The 18,497-nt window shown below is 74.9% G+C and carries 20 protein-coding genes; 11 read left to right on the top strand and 9 right to left on the bottom strand.

From position 1 onward, the window contains the following. Positions 1-221 precede the first annotated feature (221 nt). From OU787_RS31625 to OU787_RS31640, 4 genes are all read left to right on the top strand, one after another. Positions 222-851, top strand: a complete 630-nt coding sequence (locus OU787_RS31625; RefSeq protein WP_030463454.1) for a DUF6230 family protein — start codon at positions 222-224, stop codon at positions 849-851. Beyond that, a complete protein-coding gene (locus tag OU787_RS31630; RefSeq protein ID WP_442788595.1) occupies positions 841-1,437 on the top strand; it encodes a DUF6114 domain-containing protein in 597 nt (198 codons plus the stop codon). Before OU787_RS31625 ends, OU787_RS31630 begins: the two co-directional genes overlap by 11 nt. Positions 1,438-1,713: 276 nt before the next feature. Continuing rightward, positions 1,714-2,421 (top strand): 5-oxoprolinase subunit B family protein, encoded by a 708-nt coding sequence (locus tag OU787_RS31635; RefSeq protein WP_268661402.1) that lies wholly within the window; start codon positions 1,714-1,716, stop codon positions 2,419-2,421. After that, on the top strand, positions 2,418-3,284 hold the full coding sequence (locus tag OU787_RS31640) for a biotin-dependent carboxyltransferase family protein (RefSeq protein ID WP_030463451.1): 867 nt from the start codon (positions 2,418-2,420) through the stop codon (positions 3,282-3,284). Before OU787_RS31635 ends, OU787_RS31640 begins: the two co-directional genes overlap by 4 nt. A 32-nt stretch (positions 3,285-3,316) precedes the next feature. On the opposite strand, the gene OU787_RS31645 is transcribed toward OU787_RS31640, so the two are convergent. From OU787_RS31645 to OU787_RS31655, 3 genes are all read right to left on the bottom strand, one after another. Beyond that, positions 3,317-4,618 carry a vWA domain-containing protein gene (locus OU787_RS31645; protein WP_442788596.1) on the bottom strand — a complete coding sequence of 434 codons (1,302 nt, stop codon included), beginning with the start codon at positions 4,616-4,618 and terminating at the stop codon, positions 3,317-3,319. After that, positions 4,615-5,871, bottom strand: coding sequence for an AAA family ATPase (locus OU787_RS31650; RefSeq protein WP_268661404.1), 1,257 nt, complete (start codon positions 5,869-5,871; stop codon positions 4,615-4,617). Before OU787_RS31650 ends, OU787_RS31645 begins: the two co-directional genes overlap by 4 nt. Before the next feature lie 112 nt (positions 5,872-5,983). Further along, positions 5,984-7,249 carry a hypothetical protein gene (locus tag OU787_RS31655; RefSeq protein WP_268661405.1) on the bottom strand — a complete coding sequence of 422 codons (1,266 nt, stop codon included), beginning with the start codon at positions 7,247-7,249 and terminating at the stop codon, positions 5,984-5,986. A gap of 296 nt (positions 7,250-7,545) precedes the next feature. Between OU787_RS31655 and OU787_RS31660 the strand changes: the two genes are divergently transcribed. From OU787_RS31660 to OU787_RS31670, 3 genes are all read left to right on the top strand, one after another. Next, complete coding sequence (locus OU787_RS31660; protein ID WP_268661406.1) at positions 7,546-8,529, top strand: oxygenase MpaB family protein; 984 nt, start codon at positions 7,546-7,548, stop codon at positions 8,527-8,529. A 522-nt stretch (positions 8,530-9,051) separates the two neighbouring features. After that, on the top strand, positions 9,052-9,240 hold the full coding sequence (locus OU787_RS31665; RefSeq protein WP_030463446.1) for a hypothetical protein: 189 nt from the start codon (positions 9,052-9,054) through the stop codon (positions 9,238-9,240). A 209-nt stretch (positions 9,241-9,449) separates the two neighbouring features. Then, positions 9,450-9,743, top strand: coding sequence for a WhiB family transcriptional regulator (locus tag OU787_RS31670; RefSeq protein ID WP_030463445.1), 294 nt, complete (start codon positions 9,450-9,452; stop codon positions 9,741-9,743). 132 nt (positions 9,744-9,875) lie between these two features. On the opposite strand, the gene OU787_RS31675 is transcribed toward OU787_RS31670, so the two are convergent. The 3 genes from OU787_RS31675 to OU787_RS31685 all read right to left on the bottom strand — a co-directional run bounded on the left by OU787_RS31675 (position 9,876) and on the right by OU787_RS31685 (position 11,910). Continuing rightward, on the bottom strand, positions 9,876-10,262 hold the full coding sequence (locus tag OU787_RS31675) for an ATP-binding protein (protein WP_327059459.1): 387 nt from the start codon (positions 10,260-10,262) through the stop codon (positions 9,876-9,878). 216 nt (positions 10,263-10,478) lie between these two features. Continuing rightward, positions 10,479-10,832, bottom strand: a complete 354-nt coding sequence (locus OU787_RS31680; protein WP_030463443.1) for an STAS domain-containing protein — start codon at positions 10,830-10,832, stop codon at positions 10,479-10,481. Positions 10,833-10,977: 145 nt separating this feature from the next. Further along, on the bottom strand, positions 10,978-11,910 hold the full coding sequence (locus OU787_RS31685; protein WP_030463442.1) for a SigB/SigF/SigG family RNA polymerase sigma factor: 933 nt from the start codon (positions 11,908-11,910) through the stop codon (positions 10,978-10,980). A 299-nt stretch (positions 11,911-12,209) separates the two neighbouring features. Here OU787_RS31685 and OU787_RS31690 point away from each other — a divergent pair, with 299 nt between their 5' ends. Both OU787_RS31690 and OU787_RS31695 read left to right on the top strand, forming a co-directional pair. Continuing rightward, the gene (locus OU787_RS31690; RefSeq protein ID WP_051817763.1) at positions 12,210-12,581 is read left to right on the top strand and encodes a hypothetical protein; all 372 of its coding nucleotides are present in this window, start codon (positions 12,210-12,212) and stop codon (positions 12,579-12,581) included. A gap of 97 nt (positions 12,582-12,678) precedes the next feature. Then, complete coding sequence (locus OU787_RS31695) at positions 12,679-13,074, top strand: SsgA family sporulation/cell division regulator (protein WP_268661407.1); 396 nt, start codon at positions 12,679-12,681, stop codon at positions 13,072-13,074. A 49-nt stretch (positions 13,075-13,123) separates the two neighbouring features. Here OU787_RS31695 and OU787_RS31700 read toward each other — a convergent pair whose 3' ends face one another. Together OU787_RS31700 and OU787_RS31705 are read right to left on the bottom strand one after the other, a co-directional pair. Continuing rightward, positions 13,124-13,480 (bottom strand): PRC-barrel domain-containing protein, encoded by a 357-nt coding sequence (locus OU787_RS31700; RefSeq protein ID WP_268661408.1) that lies wholly within the window; start codon positions 13,478-13,480, stop codon positions 13,124-13,126. Between the two features lie 167 nt (positions 13,481-13,647). Beyond that, a complete protein-coding gene (locus OU787_RS31705; RefSeq protein ID WP_030463438.1) occupies positions 13,648-14,082 on the bottom strand; it encodes a MarR family transcriptional regulator in 435 nt (144 codons plus the stop codon). 173 nt (positions 14,083-14,255) lie between these two features. Here OU787_RS31705 and OU787_RS31710 point away from each other — a divergent pair, with 173 nt between their 5' ends. Beyond that, positions 14,256-15,116, top strand: coding sequence for an SAM-dependent methyltransferase (locus OU787_RS31710; protein ID WP_268661409.1), 861 nt, complete (start codon positions 14,256-14,258; stop codon positions 15,114-15,116). A 112-nt stretch (positions 15,117-15,228) separates the two neighbouring features. Here the strand turns inward: OU787_RS31710 and OU787_RS31715 are convergent, their stop codons facing one another. Beyond that, positions 15,229-17,085: a cellulase family glycosylhydrolase gene (locus OU787_RS31715; RefSeq protein WP_268661410.1), complete on the bottom strand. Its 1,857-nt coding sequence runs from the start codon at positions 17,083-17,085 to the stop codon at positions 15,229-15,231. Positions 17,086-17,513: 428 nt separating this feature from the next. Here OU787_RS31715 and OU787_RS31720 point away from each other — a divergent pair, with 428 nt between their 5' ends. Further along, positions 17,514-18,473, top strand: a complete 960-nt coding sequence (locus OU787_RS31720) for a carbohydrate kinase family protein (protein WP_268661411.1) — start codon at positions 17,514-17,516, stop codon at positions 18,471-18,473. The last annotated feature ends 24 nt before the right edge of the window (positions 18,474-18,497 follow it).

Below are 18,497 nucleotides of genomic sequence, written 5' to 3' on the forward strand. Positions count from 1 at the left end.
TGTCCCACCAGTAACAGGAATTGACTGTGGTTCAGGAATTCCCGGACGGTGCGCGAAGTATTGACCCGCCCTGTACCCCGGGGTAACTTCCAGTCAGCTCGCCGGTTGTGAGAAAGATCGTCAACTGAACTGCCAGGCACCGCAGTTGGCGAATCCCACCCACGCCAGGCCCTCACCGCCGACGGGCTGCGGATCCCCCACCCGACCCTCAGGAGCCCTCCATGGCACCCTCCGCAGAACAATCCGCCGCCACCACGACCGGGCGCGGCCGGGTCCGACTGCGCCGCGCCGCACTCATGGCGGTACCGGCCTGCGTCACCGCGGGCATCCTGGTGACCCTGACCGCGCAGAACGTCCTGGCCACCCAGTTCGCCATTTCGGGGATGGCCTTCGAGGTCACCGCGGACAGACTGGACGGCAGCGGGTTCGAGCAGTTCGGCACCCTCGACAACATGATCGAGAACAGCCCCAACGCCGGCGACACCGGCGGCCAGCTGTTCCTGATCCAGACCGTGGTCAAGCAGGCCTCCCTGACCAAGCTCTGCCAGAGCGTCAACCTGGGCGGCATCAACCTGCTGATCACGGCCGGCGACAAGGGCACCCCCGTCACCGCCGACAACCTCACCACCGACTCCGACCTGATGAGCGGTGACGCCGAGTTCAAGAACCTCGAAGTCGGCCGCGACGCCAGCACCTTCGACAAGGGCGGCGTGGCCGGCCCGCCCGGAATGTTCGGCCAGCAGGGCGACACCGTGGCGGTCGACCACTTCCGGCAGCAGAACTACGCCACCACCGCCGGCACCTTCCGCCTGCCCAACATGCACCTCAGCTTCAGCGGCAATGGCTGCTGAACCCGGACCGGCACCGGACCGGGCGGCCGACACCACGGCCGCCCGGCCCGCCGACACCCCAGCCACCACCACCGGCGTCCCGGCTGACGGCACAGGCACAGGCGCAGGCGCGGGCACAAGCGCAGGCGCGGGCACAGGCACCGGCATTGGCACCGGCGAAACGGTCGCCGAGACCCCCGCGGCGGCGCCCGTCCCGCGCGGCTTCGCCGGCTGGCGCGGACGCCGGCCGTTCTGGGGCGGACTGCTGGTCGTCCTGGCCGGCGCCGAGATCCTGTTCACCGAGAAGGCCCCGATGCGCATGGTCATCCGCATCGGCATGCTCGGCCTGGCCGGATACATCGTCCCCGCGCTCATGGTGCTCTGCGGCCTGCTGCTGATCTTCCACCCCGTCCAGCGGGTCTTCTACTCCGTGCTCGCCGCCCTCGCCACCCTCGGCACCTGGGTCACCTCCAACCTCGGCGGCTTCTTCATCGGCCTGCTGCTCGGCCTGATCGGCAGCAGCCTCGCCTTCGGCTGGCTCCCCGACCAACCCCGCCGCCGCCGCGTGCTGCGCCGGGAAGCGAAACGCGAAGCCACCCCGGCCTGACCGGGGAGGCGCCCGGCGGAGGAGCGTGGCCACCGTCGGACGCCCCGGCCGCGGCCCCCGCACACCGAGCGGGCGGGGGCCGCGGCCGGACCATGCCCGCAACACCGGCACCCCGGCAGCCGACGTCCAGCAGATGCCTCCGGGGCCCACACGGCTTGGTACCTTGGGCACCTGACGGCCGGTGGACAGACGGAACAGCGCGCCGGGCCCGGGAGGCGGCGGCGCACGCACGCGGCACACCCGCGCCGGGCGCGCACGGCGGACGGGACGGATGCGGTGCGGGTACTGCGGTGCGGCAGCGACGCCGTCCTGATCGAGACCGAGGACGCCGAACAGGCCCAGCGGCTGCACGCCGCCCTGCGCGACACCCCGCCCGCCGGCGTCGGCGAACTCGTCCCCGCCGCCCGCACCGTCCTGGTCCACTACGACCCGGCCGCCACCGACTGGCAGCGCCTGCGCGCCGCCGTCACCGCGCTGCCGCTGCGCGCCGCCCCGCCCGCCGAAGCCGCCGAGACGGTGCTGATCCCGGTCCGCTACGACGGCCCCGACCTCGCCGAAGTCGCCCGCCTCACCGGACTCACCCCGGGCCAGGTCGTCGCCCGCCACACCGCCGGGCACTACCGCGTCGCGTTCTGCGGCTTCGCCCCCGGCTTCGCCTACCTCACCGGCCTCGACCCGCGCCTGCGGGTCCCCCGCCGCGCCGAACCCCGCACCCGCGTCCCCACCGGCGCGGTCGCCGTCGCCGACGAGTACACCGGCGTCTACCCCCGCACCTCGCCCGGCGGCTGGCAACTGCTCGGCACCACCAACCTCCCGCTCTGGGACACCACCGCCGACCCGCCCACCCGGCTGCGCCCCGGCACCGCCGTGCGCTTCGTCGCGGTCGACGGCGGGGGAGGAGATGGCGCGGGAGGAGATGGAGGGGGAGGGGGAGACTGCGGGGGAGAGGGAGACGTGGGCGAAGACGAGGGAGGGCACGGGTGAACGAGGTCGCGGCCGGGCTGCTGGTGGTGCGGGCCGGGTACGGTGCCACCGTGCAGGATCTGGGGCGTCCCGGGTTGGCGGCGCTCGGAGTGGGGCGTTCCGGGGCGGCTGACCGGGGTGCGCTGCGTCTCGCGAACCGGCTGGTCGGCAACCCGGAGGACGTCGCCGGGCTCGAAATGCCGCTCGGCGGCGTCGAGTTGGAGTTTCACCGCACCATCACCTGTGCTCTCGCCGGAGCCGACTGCCCGGCCCGGGTGGACGAGCGCCCGGTCGCCGGACGCACCCCGTTCACGGTGCCCGCCGGGGCCCGGCTGCGCCTCGGTACGCCGACCCGCGGCCTGCGCGTCTACCTCGCCGTCCGCGGCGGCCTGGACGTTCCCGCCGTGCTGGGCTCCCGTGCCACCGACACCCTCGCGGGCCTCGGCCCCGAACGGCTGGCCGTCGGTCGGCTGCTGCCCGTCGGCACCGCCGCCACCGGCTGGCCCGCCGCCGAGCACGCCCCGCGGCGCGAACCGGCCGGGCCGCTGGTGCTGCACGTCGTCCCCGGGCCGCGCGACGACTGGTTCACCGCCGCCGCGCTGCGCACCCTGTACGGGGAGCCGTACACCGTGACCGGCGACAGCGACCGGGTCGGCATGCGGCTGGACGGTCCCGCGCTGGAGCGGGCCCGGAGCGGCGAGCTGCCCTCCGAGGGCATGGTGCGCGGCGCGCTGCAGGTGCCGCCGTCCGGCCGCCCGATCCTGTTCCTCGCCGACCACCCCGTCACCGGCGGGTACCCGGTCGTCGCGGTGGTCCGCCGTGCCGACCTCGACGCGGCCGCGCAGGCCCGCCCCGGCGACACGCTGCGCTTCCGCCCGCTCTGAGCCGCGGCCGCCGGGCAGGCAAGGCAGGCGGGTCAGGAGAGGGTGACCACCTTCGCCCAGTCCGGCGGGGTGTCCGGCCGGTAGTCGGGGTTGTCCTCGTCGTCGGCCGCGGAGCCGGTGTACGGGCGGGGGAACAGGCCGATGACGGTGCGGCAGGGCGGCGGGGAGCTCGGCCAGGGGGTCTGGCCGTCGGTCAGGGCGACGATGACGTCGGGGGCGGGGCGGCGGCGCAGTGCCGTGCTGAAGCCGTTGCGCAGGTCGGTGCCGCCACCGCCGATCAGGACCCAGCCGCTGTCGGCGGCGGCCTCCCGGACCGTCCGGGCGGCCGCGTCGCAGGAGATCACCGAGACCAGGTCGCGCCGTCCGTCCAGTGCGCGCAGGATTGCCGCGGTCTCCAGCAGCGCCGAGCCCAACTCGCGGTCGCTGACCGAACCGGAGGTGTCGACGACCACCGTGACCCGGGGCGGGCGGCGGCGCAGCGAGGGCAGCACCACCCCGGGCAGGCTGGTCGAGCGGCGGGACGGGCGGCCGTAGCTGTAGTCCTCGCCGGCGCCCGCCGCCGCGACCGTGGAGCGGATCGCCGCGCCGAGCAACTGCCGCCACGGCTGCGGCGGGTGGAACACCTCGTCGGCCCAGCGCCGCCAGCCCGCGGGGGCCCGGCCGGGCCGGGCCGTGATGCCCCGGGCGACCCGGAAGCGGACCAGGTCGCGCTCCTGGTCGTTCAGGCCGTGCGCGCCGTCCGGGCCGAGGTCCCACTCCCGCTCCCACCCGTCCGCGCCGCTGCCGCACTCCAGCCACACCAGGTGCTGGTACTCGCTGTCCAGGGAGAAGTGCCGCGCGTACTGCTCCATCAGCTGGTTCGCGGGCAGCCGGAGGGTGTCCGGGTAGACCGCGTCGGGGATCCGGACCAGGCCGTCGCCGAACGCGTCGTCGTTGATCTCGCAGTCCGCCGCCAGGTTGACCTGAAGGCGGGCGCCGGGCCCCTCGCGGTCCATCGCGCGCAGCAGCCGGTCGCCGCGCCGGGCGTGGTCGCGCAGCAGGTGCGAGACCTCGTGGACCCAGACCGAGGCCAGCACCTCCTCCGAGGTGCGTTCGACGAAGCGGGGCGAGACGTAGCAGCGCCAGTGCCGGTCCACCGCCATGGTCGGCACCCGGGACGACTCCACCACGTGCATGGCGAACAGCGCCGTCGCCAGGTACGGGCGGGCCCGGACGGCGTGCAGCCGGGCCGCGAACAGCTTCTCGGTGTCCAGCGCGAGCGGCGGCGCACCCGCCCGTGCACCCGCCGGCGCACCCGTCGGGGCGTTCACCGGGTCGCTCACCGGGGCGTTCATCGGCGGCCCGCGACGGCCGGGACCCGGGCCGCCGAGCGTTCGGCCCGGCGGGAGACCTGGAGCGCGCCCGTGAAACGGTTGATCAACTCCGGTACCTCCCAGGCGTCCTGGCGCAGCGAGGCGAGCGTGGTCACCGGCACCACCAGCACGTCCGGCGGGCTGCTCTCCAGCGCCCGGGCCATCAACGCCCAGGCGGCGTCCCAGCGTTCGCGGGTCGGACGGGACCGGACGGCGGCCACCACCCCGTCCAGCACGGTCTGCCGCAGGTCGCCGCGCTGCGGCAGGACGGCGGCGGCCGGGTCGGCGAGCAGGTCCTCGGGCGCGGGAAGGTCCAACCGGTCGACGGTGGCCAGCAGTTCGAGGCCCGGGCCGTCGCCGACGGTGCCGCGCACCAGCAACGACAGCACCTCCCGGGAGGAGCCGGCCGCCGAGCCGAACGCGAGCAGCCGCATGGCCATCTCCCAGCTGCGGGGCGACGGCCAGGCCCGGCCGCGCCTGGTCTCGGCGCTCGGCAGCCGGTGGGTCAGCTCGGGCCGGACGGTGAGCAGCCCGCACACCGCGCGGCGGGCGAACTCCACGGCGGCGGGCAGCCGTTCGGGATCGAGCCGGGGCAGCTCGGCGCGCGGCCACACCCCGCCGAGGCCGCGCACCACCACCTCGGCGTCGTGCACCCAGTCCAGGTGGACGAAGCGGTTGGCCAGCGGGGCGCTCAGCTCCCAGCCGTCGGCGGCCGAGCCGCGCGGGTTCGCCGCCGCCACGATCCTTACCCCCGGCGGGAGTTGCAGCGCACCGATGCGCCGCTCCAGCACCAGGCGCAGCAGCGCGGCCTGCACGGCCGGCGGGGCGGTGGACAGCTCGTCGAGGAACAGCAGCCCGCGGCCCTGCCGCACCAGCCGCACCGCCCAGTCCGGCGGCGCCAGCGGCACGCCCTGCACGGCGGGGTCGTCGCCGATCACCGGCAGGCCGGAGAAGTCGGACGGCTCGTGGACGCTGGCGATCACCGTGGTGAGCGGCAGGTCGAGTTCGGTGGCGAGCTGGGTCAGCGCGGCGGTCTTGCCGATGCCGGGCTCGCCCCACAGCAGCACCGGCAGGTCGGCGGCCACCGCGAGGGTCAGCGCCTCGATCTGCAGGTCCTGGCGGGGCTCGGTGGCGGACTCCTTGAGGAGGCCCAGCAGCCGTTCGGCGAGCGCGAGTTGGGGCGAAGGGGAGATGGAGGGGGAAGCGGAGGAGGAGAGGGAAGGGGAAGAAGTCATGGGTGATCCACCTGGGTGCTCGGGGACGGGGAGAAGGCGTGCGGGGGCGCGGCGGGGCCGTGGTGCGGCCCGCCGACAGGGGCGGCCGGAGGCGTTGGCGGCCGGCGCGCGGTCAGTGCCGCCAGGGGTGCCGCAGTGGGCGGGGCGGCCGGAGGCGTTGTCGGTGGGTGCGGCCGTGCGGGCGCGGGGTGTGGGGAAGGGGAACGGGAATGGCGTGGAAGCGGCTGTCGCCGGGGCCGAGGCCGACCGTGTGCAGGCTGCCGACTAGGCGTCGGCGGGTGTCGTCGTCCAGGGCTTCGGAGAGCGCCCCGTCGCGCAGGACGGCTTCCGGGCCGATGAGTTGGCGCACGGCGGCGAGCGCTCCGGCCCGGTCGCCGTGCAGCAGGCGCTGCCGGATACTGTCCAGGTCCTCCGGCTGCCGGTGCGCGCGGTCGATCGCCCGCAGGCAGGGCAGCGGCGGGCCGCCGAACGCCGCCAGGGCCTCCTCGCGCCGCAGCTGCTCCGGGTCGTGGTCGAGCGGGACGAGCACCCCGTCGACCACCGCGATCCGGTGTGGCACGCCCCGGCACTGCACCGTCAACACCCCATCGTCGCCCGGTCGTTGGCTCCGGGAGTCCTGGACGGGCCGGTGGCCGGGGACGAGTGCGGCGGCCACCAGCGGGTGCAGCGCGTCCGGCCCGAGCAGCCCCGTGCGGAGCAGCAGCAGGTCGGGCGGCGTCCACGTCGCGGCGTCCGGCAGGACCGGGTGGCCGGGCGGGATGCGCGGCACCTGCGGCGGTGTGTCCGGGGGTGCGCCGAGCAGCAGGTACCGCCGGTGGGCGAGCCGTACCGCGACGGGGGCTCCGGCGGGCAGGCCGTCCGCCGTACGCAGCAGCCCGGCCTCGAACTCCCATGCCGCATCGGCGAACTGACTGTCCGTCAGGTCGGCGGTGCGGTTGGCGAGTTCGGGGGCGCGGTGGGCGTCCCAGAGGTGCCGGTGCAGGTCCAGGCGGAAGCGCGGGTCGGGGCGGGACCGGGGCCGTCCGGGTGGGCGGGCGTCGGCGTCCCACAGCGCGAGCGCGACGCGCTGGGCCGCCGCCGCGTGAGCGGGTGCCGTCCGGGCCACCAGGTGCAGCGGCGCCGCGTCCCCGTCGCGCGGGTAGCGCGCCAGGGTCAGCGTCAGCCCGGGCCGCAGCAGCCCGTCGGGGGCCGTCCGGGGTAGGTGCCAGCGCAGCAGGTCCGGGGCCAACTGCCGCAGGTCGGCCCGGAGCCGTCCGGCCAGCTCCGCCCCGTACGTACGGGAGACGGCGCGCAGCTCGAACTCCGGATCGCAACCGGCCGCCGCGCAGGCCCCGCCCCAATCGCCCAGCGCACGGCGGGCGGTGGCGGTATCGATCATGGTCGGGGGGACGGCGAAACGCCGCACGCGCGACCAGAAACTGTTCCGAGTGTCCTCGTCCAGGAGGGAAGTGTCGTGCATCAGCACTCACTTCGGCAGGACGGGACCTCCAATCCATGCGTAGTCATCGTCGGTGATCGTAGCCGCCGATCGGCGAACTGTCAGCCCCGTTTCCGTCCCCGCCCTCCGGCGCTTTCCGTCCCGTCCGGACCGTCCCGCCCGGGCACCGCCCCGACGTAGGGTGGCGGCGAGCGGCCGGAGCGCGGCCGGGGCGGACCGGGGAACGGCGGTGCGGGATGACGGACGGACGGGTCGCGGACGGGCGGGTGGCGGCCGGACGGATCGCACCGGGCGCCGGGTGGCGGCGGCCGGTGGAGGCGGTGCGCCGCCGACTGCTGCGGGAGATCAACTCCACGGTGCACGGCGCCGACCTGCACCTGGAGCGCTACGACCGGCCGGCCGGCGACCCCGGGCTGTTCGGGCCCGCCAGCGTGGTGTGGCGGGTGCACGCGCACCCGGCCGGGATGCTGGTCGGCGGGTTCGCCGCGCTGATGCTGCAGTCGCTGCACCCCGTGGCGATGCGCGCCGTCGCCGAGCACTCCGACTACCGCACCGACCCGGTCGGCCGGCTGCACCGCACCGCCCGCTTCGTCTCCACCACCACGCTCGGCTCCTCCGCCGCCGCCGAGGCCGCGATCGCGGGCGTGCGCCGCATCCACGGCCACGTCCGCGGCCGGGACGCCGAGGGCCGCCCGTACCGGGCCGACGACCCCGACCTGCTGTGCTGGGTGCACACCGCGGAGGCCGCCTGCTTCCTGGCCGGCTACCAAGTCTTCGCCGGGCACGGGAGGTTGAGCGGGCCGGAGAGCGACGACTACCTTGCCGAGGTCGCCCAGATCGGCCAACTCCTGGGCGCGGACGGCGTCCCCGTCTCGCGCGCCGGACTCGCCCGCTACCTGGCCGGGGTGCGCGGCGCGCTGCATGCCACCCCGGAGGCGCTGGAGGCCGTCGCCCTGCTGCGCGACTTCGGCCGCACCCGGCGCGAACGCCTCGCCGTCCGGGTCCTCACCAACGCGGCCGTCGGCCTGCTGCCCGGCTGGGCCCGCCGCGGCCTCGGCATCCACCGCCCCTGGGCCGTGCGCCGGCTCTGGGACCGGCCGCTGGCCCGGCTGCTCGGCACGGTCATGGTCTGGGCGTGCGGCCTGTCCCCGATCCGGGCCGCCGCGACGGCCCGCGCCGCCGGCACCCCGACCGCCCGGGCGGGCGCCGCGCGCGACTGAGCGCAGGTAGCACTGAGCGCAGGTAGCAGGTAGAGCAGGTGGCAGGTAGTGGGGCGGCGGGGCAGCGGTGGCGGCGGGGCCGGACACGGTGAAGCGGCCGCCGCACCGGGGCTGGGGTTCCGGTGCGGCGGCCGCTTCGGCGTCGTCAGTGGTCGACGGCGGGGGCGGGGCGTCCCGCGGTCAGCACTGGGGCCGACGGCGGTGGTTCGCTCCGCGCCTCGCGCGGGCCTTCTTCTTGCGGCGGCGCTTCGACGACATGGCCTCTCCTCTCGCGGCGGTGCACGGCACCCCCCGTCCCACCACCGTGCCCCGTCCCCGCCGAACCCGCCAGCCGGCACCCGTCCCGGCCCGCTCCGCGTACCCCGGCCCGCTCCGCGTACCCCGGCCCGCTCCGCGTACCCCGGCCCGGGCGCGGCGGTCCCGACACGCCGGTGGCCGCCGGGCTCCGGGTGGGGCGGTGGTGCGCCGCGGGGGCCAGGATGGAGAGAAGAGGGGGGCCGAGACGAAGCCGCGGGAGAGAGCATGTCGCAGCAGCACACGCACGGGACCCACGAGGGCGCGCCGGCCGACGAGTGGCCGCCCACCGAGACCCCGGAGGCCCGGATGACCGCCGAGGGCTCGCCGCCGCCGGACGAGAGCGAGAAGTCCCCCGAGGACGGCCCCGAGTTCGCCGTGCCGGTCTCCTCGCCGCCCGAGCCCGAGGAGGGCTGAGCGGCTGCGCCGGGCAGGGCGCCCCCGGAGGAGCGGGCGCTCCGGTAGGAACCGGTGCTTCCGGCCCGGACGGGTGCTTCCGGTCGGAATGGGTGCTTCCGGCCGGGACGGGTGCTTCGGCCGACGGATCGCGGTTAGACGGACAGAACATCCGTTCATCTGACCGGCTGTTCACCGCTGGTCGGACCGTCCGACGGAAGGAGCACCCGATGACCGTGATCTCGCGCCTGCCCGGCGCCGTCGAGGAGGAGTGGGACTGGCAGTTCGCCGGCGCCTGCCGCGCCGCCGACTCCCAGCTGTTCTTCCACCCGGCCGGGGAGCGCGGCCAGGCCCACGAGGACCGCGACCGCGCCGCCAAGGCCGTCTGCGCGCGCTGCCCCGTCCGCGAACGCTGCCTGCGGCACGCGCTGGCCGCCCGCGAACGCTACGGCGTCTGGGGCGGCTGCACCGAGGAGGAGCGGCGCAGCATGCTGCGCCGCCGCCGGCGCAACCGCGTCCGCTGACCGCGTACGGGCGCGGCCCGGAGAGCGCGGCGACAACACGGCGGAGGCGGTCCCCGGAAGGTACGGGGACCGCCTCCGCCGTGCGCGGGGTACAGCTGAAGCCGGACGGCCGGATGGCCGGAGGGCCGACGGCTACGCGAGCAGCCGGGCGACGTCGATCTCCGCCCAGATGGACTTGCCCTGCGCGTGCAGGTCGGCCCCCCAGCGGTCGGCGGTGCGCTGCACGATGTACAGCCCGTGCCCGCCGGGCAGGCCGGGGCGGTGCGGGGTGCGCAGTGTGGGCAGCACCTCGGAGGTGTCGGAGACCTCGATCCGCAGCCGCTCGGGCGTCGCGTCGAGGACCAGTTCGAGCGGGCCGCCGGCGTGCAGCATGGCGTTGCCGACCAGTTCGGCGACCAGCAGGACGACGTCCTCGGCGAGGTCCGGGTCGGGCGGCGCCGCCCAGGACCAGTCGCCCAGCGCCTCCGCGGTGAACGCCCGGGCCCGGGCGACCGGGCGCGGGACGCCCGCCAGTCGCAGGCGTCGGCGCTGCCCGCCGGGGGCAGCGCCGACCCGGCGTCCGGACGGTCGCCGTCCAGGGTGCCCCGGCTCGGTGTCACGTGCGGGTTCCCTTCGTTCTCGACGGCGCTCTCACGGTTCGCTCTCACGGTTCGGTTTCCCGGCCGTGCCCGGATTATGCCCGGTGCGGCCGACGGTGTGCGGGTGCGGCTGGTGGCTGGAGGCACGGCGGCCCGGTCAGCCGTCCGCCGCGAGGGCCGCGTCCACCGTCTCGTGGATGGTGAACACGGCCTTCGCGCCGGTCAGTTCGAGCAGGTGCCGGACCGGCCCGGAGAGCGCCGCCAGTTGGAAGGACAGCCCCTCGTCGGCGGCGGCCATCCTGGTCTGGAGCAGCAGGTTCAGCCCGGACGAGTCGCAGAAGTCGACCCGTCCGAGATCGACGACCAGCGCACGGGGACGCTCGGCGACCAGCAGGTCGAGCGCCTCCCGGGCGGGGGCCAGGGTCTCGATGTCCAGATCGCCGGAGAGCACGCACACGGCGGCTCTGGAGGGCGTGCGCCGGACGTCGACCGCCAGAGGGGCTACGGGCATGTTCTCGGCTGGCATCCTCGTCCTGTTCCTTCGACCGACCTGCCTCGACCTTACGCACCGGCGGGCACGGCGGTCGAGACGGGGGTGCCCGGTGCGGGAGGTGCGGACGGCAGAAGCCGTCGCAGCAACGAGAATCGACGGGCTGTCAGTCCGTCGCGTCGAGACCGGTGCGCAGCCGGGCCAGCGTCCGGGACAGCAGCCGGGACACGTGCATCTGGGACAGGCCGAGGCGGGCGCCGATCTGTGACTGGGTGAGGTCCTCGCCGAACCGCATCGCCAGGATCTCCCGGTCCCGCTCCGGGAGTTCGGCGATCAGCGGCTTCAGCGCGACCAGGTTCTCCACCAGCGCGAACCGCCCGTCCACCCGGCCGAGCCGCTCGGCGGGCTGCTGCCCGTCGCCCTCGCCCGGGGAGGTCAGGTCGAGGGAGCCCGCGGTGTGCGCGTTCGCGGCGGTCAGCCCTTCGATCACCTCCTCCTCGGAGATCGAGAGGTGCTCGGCGAGGTCGGCGACGGTCGGTTCCCGGTCCAGCGTCTGGGCCAGCGCGTCCTGCGCCTTCGCCAGGTCCAGGCGCAGCTCCTGCAGGCGGCGCGGCACGTGCACCGACCAGGTGGTGTCCCGGAAGTGGCGCCGTATCTCGCCGACGATGGTGGGCACCGCGTACGTGGTGAACTCGACGCCGAGGTGCGGGTCGAACCGGTCGATCGCCTTGATCAGGCCGACCGAGCCGACCTGCAGCAGGTCCTCGTACGGCTCCTTGCTGTGCCCGAAGCGGCGGATGGCGAACCGGACCAGGGTCAGGTTCAGCTCGATCAGGGTGGAGCGGACGTAGCTGAACTCCCGGGTGCCCTCCTCCAGGTCGGCCAGCCGCCGCAGCAGCACCCGGGTCAGCTCGCGGGCGTCGGTGGGCGTGGTGTGGGCGGGGTCGGCGAGCAGCGCCGTCAGCTCCGGGTCGAGCCCCGGGACGCGGACGTCCGCCGCGGCGGCCCTGGGGGCCGGTACGGCGGAGGGCGCTCCGAGTCGGTCGGAGTCAGCCTCGATGGGGGCGGTCAGGAGAAGTTCATCAGTGGGCACGCGCATGCCAGTCCTTTCCTCGTCTCCGGCCAGTCCGTCCCCGGGTACCCGGGCAATCGCCGCTCATGCCTGCTGCCCGTGTGGACATTCTGTGAAGACTACTCCCGGGGTGGTTCCGGGGCGGTTTCCGGGCGGCGGGGTTCGGCGAACGGTCCGCTCGAACGTGCATGCGCGGCGGAGGGAGGGGCAGACGGGTCCCGGACGCGGACCGCACCCGGCGGCCGCGCTCCGGACGTTACAGGATGTTCCGGGATGTTCGGGACGCCCGCTGCGTTCCGGATGTTCCGGAGGAGGAGGGAACACCCATGGGCCGGATCGAGGAATCCATCGAGATCGACGCGCCGATCGGCACCGTCTACCGCGAGTGGACCGCCCGCTCGTCGCTGCCCGCCTGCATGCGCGGCGGGGCCGACCGCGGCGCCACCGCGACCGAAGTGCTGCCGCCCGACCGGATCGCCTGGAGCGGCGGTCCCGACCTGCCCGGGCACTCCGGAGTCGTCACCTTCCACCGCGTCACCGACCACGCCACCCGGCTGATGCTCCAGCTCGACACCGAACCGCACGGCCTGTGGGACCACCTGGTCGAGGGCCTCGGTTTCACCGACCGCCGGGTCATCGACGAACTCGCCGCCTTCAAGGCCCACGTCGAGGACCACCGGCAGCACCTCGCCGCCTGAACCGCCTGGACCGCCTGGACCGCCTGGACCGCCTGGACCGCCTGAACCGTCCGAACCCCCCGTGCACCACGGAAACGACCCGGAAGGGAGCACCGCCATGGGCCCCGTCACCGAGCAGCTCGTCCTGCACCTGCTCGCCCCCGACGGCAGCGCCGTCGCCCTCGACACCGACTGGCGCTACCTGCCCGACGACCCGTACGCGGTGCGCCTCGACTTCGGTCCGCGTGCCGCCGGGGCCAGCTGGGTGCTGTCCCGGGAGACGCTGCTGGCCGCGTTGCACGGGCCGGTCGGGGAGGGCGACATCCGCTGCGCGCCGCTCGACGGCGACTGCCTGGGCCTGGCGCTCGGGCGCGGGGCCGCCGCGGTGGTGCTCACCGTCGGGCGCGCCGAACTCGCGGCGTTCCTGGCCGCCACCGCCGAGGCGGTGCCGCTGGGCGGCGAGTCGGAGCGGATCGACTGGGACGGCGGGCTGGCCGGGCTGCTGTCGGCCTGAGGCGGGCCGGACCCCCGACCGGCCCGCCCGCGGGGTTCAGCGGCGGGGTTCAGCGGCGGGCCAGGCGGCGTTCGCCGCCCGCGCCGGTGGCGTAGTCGAGGTGGTAGTGGGCGAAGACCTCGGGCTCCTGTTCGGCGGTGAGCACGTCGTCGGTGCCGATGGACGGGGCGTTCTTCACGTCGCCGCGGTTGAACGGCACCCGCAGGTAGCCGGGGCCGGCCACCGCGTCCGCGACCGGCACGAACACCAGACGGTGCCGGCCGGGCAGGCCGATCGTCACGGTGGCGAAGGACGGTGCGTCGGTGGCGGTGTCGACGTAGATGTTCTCCAGGCTGCCGATCTTCTTGCCGTCCTGGTCGACCACGTCGTGGCTGCGCCACTCCCTGATGTCGGCGATCTGGATCATTCACGGCCTCCGTGGGCTGGGCTGGGCTGGGCTGGGCTCGGACCCGATGGGCGTTCGGTCCGTTCCATGCTCACCGACGGTGGCGGGGCCCGCCCGTCCGGCGGCCGCGCCGTTGCCCTGATCGGCGGGGCCGGTGCGGGCCGGGCCGGGCCAGGGGGCGGGCCGGGTCAGGGGGCGGGCGGTGGCGGGGCGGGGAGCAGCAGGGTGGCGAGTTCGTCGAGCAGTTCGGCGGCCCGCCGGGCCTGGGCGGGGTCGGGCAGGGCCGCGGCGAGGAGCGGTTCGGCGGGGCGGGCGGCCCGGGCGCGGACGTAGTCGCGGGCGGGTGCGGAGACGGACAGCAGGGTGCGGCGGCCGTCGGCGGGGTCGGGTTCGGCGTCCAGCAGGCCGCGTTCGCGCAGCCGGGCCACCGAGGTGGAGACGTGGCTCTGGGCGAAGCCGGTGCGGACCCGGATGTCCTGCACCGAGCTGCCCGGGTGCTGGTACACGTCGGAGACCACCGCGATCTCGCCCGGCGTGAGCGTCGCCGAGGCGTGCTCGGTGACCATCGCCCGGCCCAGTTCGGTCAGCCGCTTGCCCAGTCGCAGAAGTCGTACGCCGTCCATGGCGGACAGGCTAGCGCGCCACTGCATCGGTGCTGATGCATCAGGACTGATGTACTGGAACTGATGGGCCGAGGTCGGGGCCGGGGCACGGGGAGCGGGTGCCGACGTATCCATCGTCCATCGGCGCAGATGTATCTTCACGGATGCATCTGTGGCGATGTAGTTTGGCGGGCATGACGACGAACGAGCCCGCGGAACCCGAACCCGGCCCAGGCCCCGACGCGCCCCGGGCCGCCCGGTTGAGCCCCGTCTCGCGCACCGCGCTCTCGGTGGCCCGGGTCCGGGCCTACGAGAGCAGCCGGCCGGACCCGCTGTTCACCGATCCCTACGCCCTGGCGTTCATCGCGGCCTCCGGCACCCCGATGCCCACCGCCGGACCGGCCGGGCCGCTCGCCCAGTGGCTGGTGGCCCGGGGCATCATGCGCACCCGCTTCTACGACGACCGGCTGCTCGCGGCCGGCGCCGGCCAGGTGGTGCTGCTCGCCGCCGGGCTCGACACCCGCGCCTACCGGCTGGCCTGGCCGACCGGCACCCGGCTGTTCGAGGTCGACCTGCCGCCCGTCCTCGACTTCAAGCAGGAGGTCCTCGACGAGCAGGGGGCCGTCGCGGCCTGCGCCCGCACCGCGCTGCCCGCCGACCTGGCCGACCCCGACTGGGCGGACCGGCTGGTCGCGGCCGGCTTCGACCCCGGGCAGCCCACCGCCTGGCTGGCCGAGGGCCTGCTGGTCTACCTGGAGGCCGACCAGGCCGAGCGGCTGCTCACCACCGTCGGCGAACTCTCCGCCCCCGGCAGCCGGTTGCTGACCGAGCAGGGCCGCGACGTCTCGCAGGTCACCGCCGAGGGGCCGCTCGCCGAGATGACCGCGCTGTGGCGCGGCGGCCTCGGCGCCGGCACCGCCGACTGGCTGGACGCCCACGGCTGGCGGACCGAGTACACCGCCATCACCGCGCTCGCCGACGCGCTCGGACGCCGACTGCCGTCCACCGGGAGCTTCGACGGCTCCGGCTTCCTCGAGGCCCGCCGTACCGGCTGAACCGTCCCGCTCCGCCGTACCGGCTGAACCGTCCCGCTCCGCCGTGCGAACGCGTCCGCCGCCGACCGGAGGAACCGGTCGGCGGCGGACGGGCCTGCTGAGGGGGAGCCGGTCAGGAGGTGGCGGTGCACACCGCCGTCGCGGTGGCCGCGGCCGACGCGTCGGTCCGGGTCGCCTGGACGCCGAACGAGGTGGACGCCGCTGGGGCCAGCGCCCCGTTGTAGGGCAGGTTCGTCGCGGTGACGGTCTGCCCGCTGCGGGTCACGTTCGCGCTCCAACTGCTGGTGATCTGCAGGCTGGTGGGCCACGTCCAGGAGACCTGCCAGCCCGTGGCGGCCGTGGTGCCGGTGTTGGTCACGGTGACCGTCGCGGTCAGGCCGCTGCCCCAGTCGTTCAGGCTGACCGCCGCCGAGCACCCGGCGTTCGTCCCGCCGCCGGCCGTCGCGGTGGTCGCCGTCACCGCGGCCGAGGCCGCCGAGACGTTGCCCGCCGCGTCCTTCGCCCGGACGGTGTAGCTGTACGCCGTTGCCGCGCTCAACCCGCTGTCGGTGTAGGAGGTTCCGGTCGGCGAACCGACCTTCGTGCCGTTGCGGTACACGTCGTAGCCGGTGACCGCGGTGTCGTCGGTGGACGCCGTCCAGGACAGCGACACGCTGCTCGCCGTGGTGGCGCCGACCGTCAACCCGCCCGGGACGGACGGGGCTTGGACGTCGCCGCCGCCCGGGTTGCCGCCGGTGGAGGAGCCGAAGCCGGGCGCCTTGATCGAGGCCAGGTAGCCGTCCTTGACCGTGTTGACCGTCGTCCAGTCGTCGTTCAGGATGCCGCCGGTGTCACCGGAGTTGGGGTTCCACGACCAGAACGTCCACTGGAAGGAGTCCGCGCCGGACGTCGCGGTCGGCCGCAGGTACTGCACCAGCGCCTTCAACCACGCCTGGTCGACGGTGGATTGGAGCGTGGTGCCGAACTCGCCGACCCACACCGGCGCGATGTTCTGGTTGAACAGGTAGCCCCAGTTCTTGTCCCAGACGCCCGGCATGTTCGACGGGAAGCTCGGGTCGGAGAACCAGGTCTGCTGCGCCACGCTGGTCGCGTAGTCGTGCGCCGAGTACACCACCCGGTTGGGGACGCTCAGTTGGACCGGGTACTGCCCCGCGCCCTGCAGGTTGCCGCCCCACCAGTACGAGCTGCCGTTGAAGCTCTGCACGCCCTCGACGAAGATCAGCAGCTTCGGGTTGGCCGACAGCACGGCCTCGCCGCCGCGCTGGGCGGCCAGCCGCCAGTCGGTGGCCTGGTCGCCGCAGCCCCAACAGGCCGGGTCGTGCGGCTCGTTGTGCAGGTCGATGCCGATCACGGCGGGGTTGTTCGCGTACCGGGCGGCGATCGACTTGAGGTTCGCCAGCCAGGTCGTCTCCGGTACCGAGGCGGTGTACCAGAGCGCCGACTGCCCGGCGGAGTCCGGACGGTGGCGGTCCAGGATGACCTTCATGCCGATGCTGCCCGCGTAGTTGACCAGCTTGTCCATCACGCCGAGCGAGCTCAGGCCGACCAGGTCGGCGTTCATCCCGCCGGAGGTGTTCAGGCTGGACGGGGTGGTGCCCTTGAAGATGTCGTCGCTGTACGGCATCCGGATGGTGTTGTAGCCCAGCGACTTCATCTGGTCGATCATCGACTTGTAGTCGCGGCTCCACAGCCCGTGGGGCACGTAGTTGGAGGTCTCGAAGCCGAACCAGTTGATGCCCGCGATCCGCACCGGGTTCCCGGCCTCGTCCAGGATCTGCCGGCCGCTGGTGTGCCAGTAGCCGGCTCCGGCGGTGGACGCGGCGGCCGTGGTGGCGGAGCCGGCATTGGTGGTGGCGGCCTGGGCCGCGGGTGCCGCCGGGGCGGCGAGCGTGGTGACGAGCGCGGCGGCCAGGGCCGCGGCACAGCCCGCCAACCGGCGCGACAGGCGCCGGCGCAGCTGGAGGCGCATGGGTCTCGTTCCTCTCTGGACGCGGGTGGGGGCGTCCGGTGGGGGTGGGGTGGTCCGAGACGTTCGTGATGTTCGTGACGTGTGCGGTGTTCGGTCGTGCGGCCCGTGGGGCGGACGGGGTGGGGCGGCCGGTCGTGGTGGGGGAAGATCGGGAGCGCTCCCACTGACTGCCCGTACGGGCTTGCCATATGAAGCCAGACGGGGTGCTAGGTCGTCAAGAGTTTTGGGAGCGCTCCCACTTGAAGGTGGCTGTCCACTCCGGTGCGCTGAAACGTACAGCTGAAACGTACAGCTGAAACGTACATCGGCGCCGGACCGGTACCGCCGGGGTGACCCGGGCGGTGGTCCGCGCGTTGACTACGGGCGGGTCGCGGTGATGGAGTCCGGACCGCCGGATGTGCGTTCGCCCTGTTGGGAGGCTGGTTTCGATGGCAGGTCGGCAGATGGCCGTGGCAGGTCGGCAGATCACCGTGGTCGGCGAGTGCGTCGCCGACGCCTTCGTCGAACGCGGCGGGGCCCGGTCGGGCGAACTCGCGTTGCGGGTGCTGCCCGGTGGCGGCCCGGCGAACACCGCCGTCGCCCTGGCCCGGCTCGGCACGCCGACCAGGTTCGTCGGCCGGATCTCCGCCGACCCGTTCGGCGCCCTCTTCCGCGCCCACCTGACCGGCTCCGGCGTCGACCTGACCGGTACCGTCACCGCCACCGAACCCAGCACCCTGGCCGTGGCCGCACTCGACGACGACGGCCGCGCCGAGTACTCCTTCCACGCCGAGGCCACCGCCGACTGGCAGTGGACCGGCACCGAACTCGCCACCGCCCGCCAGGACGGCTCGGTGTGCCTGCACACCGGCTCGCTCGCCCTGGTCCGCGAACCCGGCGGCCCGCGGATCGAGGACCTGCTCGCCGCCGCCCGCCCGCACACCACCGTCTCCGTCGACCCCAACGTCCGCCCGCTGCTGGTCGACCCCGACACCTACCGGCAGCGGCTCGACCGCTGGTGCGCCCTGGCCGACCTGCTGCGCCTCAGTGAGGACGACCTGCACACCCTGCTGCCCGGCACCGCCCCCGAGAACGCCTGCGACCGCTGGCACGCGGCGGGCGCCCGCCTGGTCGTGGTGACGCTCGCCGAACGCGGCGCGCTGGCCTCGCTAGACGGCCACCGGATCCAGGTCCCCGCCCCCGCGACACCGGTGGCCGACACCGTCGGCGCGGGCGACGCCTTCACCGCCGGCCTGCTCCACTCACTCGCCGCCCAGGGCCACCTCGGCGGCCGCCTCGACTCCCTCACCCCCGCGGACCTGGAGCACGCCTGCACCTTCGCCGCCCGGGTCGCCGCCCGGACGGTCGCCGTCGCCGGAGCCAACCCGCCCTGGGCGGACGAACTCTGACCTCCGGCGGACGGGGAGGGGACG

Origin of the sequence: Kitasatospora sp. YST-16 (genome assembly GCF_026802215.1) — a bacterium.
Taxonomy (GTDB): Bacteria; Actinomycetota; Actinomycetes; order Streptomycetales; family Streptomycetaceae; genus Kitasatospora; species Kitasatospora cineracea.